The 1238-nt window shown below is 71.1% G+C and carries 1 protein-coding gene and 1 pseudogene; one reads left to right on the top strand and one right to left on the bottom strand.

The genetic code is table 11. From position 1 onward, the window contains the following. On the bottom strand, nucleotides 1-1024 hold a 1024-nt coding region (locus tag LQV45_RS33675; protein WP_230012143.1), incomplete at its 3' end, for a nitronate monooxygenase. A 51-nt stretch (nucleotides 1025-1075) separates the two neighbouring features. Here LQV45_RS33675 and LQV45_RS33670 point away from each other — a divergent pair. Continuing rightward, a pseudogene (locus tag LQV45_RS33670) lies at nucleotides 1076-1238 on the top strand (ATPase); the annotation flags it as partial.

The following is a 1238-nucleotide window of genomic DNA, read 5'->3' as shown; positions in this document are numbered from 1 at the left end:
TGCCCGCCCACAGGTTCAGGCGTTCCGCGTCGCCGGCTGCGGTGGCCGCGGCCCGGATGGGCGCCGTGAGGTGGTGGACGGCAGGGTAGGCCCCCGGCGCCTCGGGGTGGTCGCGGACGAATTCGTTCTCCAGAGCCCGGGCCTGCCGGCCGGTGAAGGCGCGTGTCAGCCGGGTTCGGGTGAAGTGCGGATCGGCCAGGGCATCTTTGTGCAGCTGCTTGGCGCCGCTTTGGTCAGTGCGGAGAAATGCGGTGCCGAGCTGGGCTGCGACGGCCCCGGCACGCAGCACGGCGTCCAGCCCGGCCGCATCCATGATGCCGCCCGCAGCCACCAGCGGAAGGTCGACGGCGGACCGCACCTCGGCGAGTAGCTCCGCCGTCGTGCCGCCCGGCTGCGCAGTTGTGCCGCCCGGCTGCGCAGTTGTGCCGCCCGGCTCCGCTGTGTAAGCCGGTTGCGGGTCCGGGGTCGGAAGGAACGCCGCGCTGTGTCCGCCGGCGCTCGCGTGCTGCACGACGAGGGCGTCCACGCCTTGCCCTGCCGCCTGCACGGCCTCGGCCGCGGTAGTGACAGTGGCCAGCACCGCCGACCCCGCCCGCTGCAGGGCCCGAACGACGTCCGGGCCGGGCAGCCCGAAGGCGAAACTGACCAGCTCCACGGGCTCTGAGAGCAGGGCATCGATCTTTCCCTGCCATTCGTCGTCGTCGTCGAGCCGCAACTGCGGAAGCTCGACGCCGTAGCGCCGGGCGTCGGGGCGCAGCTGCTGCCGGTAGTCCTCGAGTTCCGCCAGCACCGCCGCGGAGGGCGGCAGCTGGGCCGGATCCGGGACAAACACATTCATGCCGAACCGGGCGCCGGACTCCCGGATGGTGCGGATTTCCGCCTGCATGGCCGCCACGCTCTTGTAGCCGGCCGCGAGGAAGCCCAGCCCGCCGGCCCGGTGTACGGCTTCGACGAAGGCCGGTGTGGAGGTGCCGCCGGCCATGGGCGCCGCGATGACGGGTGTGCCGAAAAGATCGTGGGGCATTGCGGGCTCCTTGCAGCGATTCAGTAACCTGTTCCAGTGACTAACACTGATATGCCGCCGGCGGCGGACTCCGTTCCATCTTCCACCACGCCATCTGCCACGGCGAGGACAGGTGCCGTGATCGGACTGGACATCGGCGGCACCAAAACCCGGGGCGTCAGGTTCGAGGACGGCGCGCCCGTTGCCGATGAATCGGTGGGCAGCTCCAATGTCC

The sequence above is a fragment of the Microbacterium sp. Bi128 genome (assembly GCF_918698205.1).
This window is presented reverse-complemented; position numbering and strand designations above follow the sequence as displayed.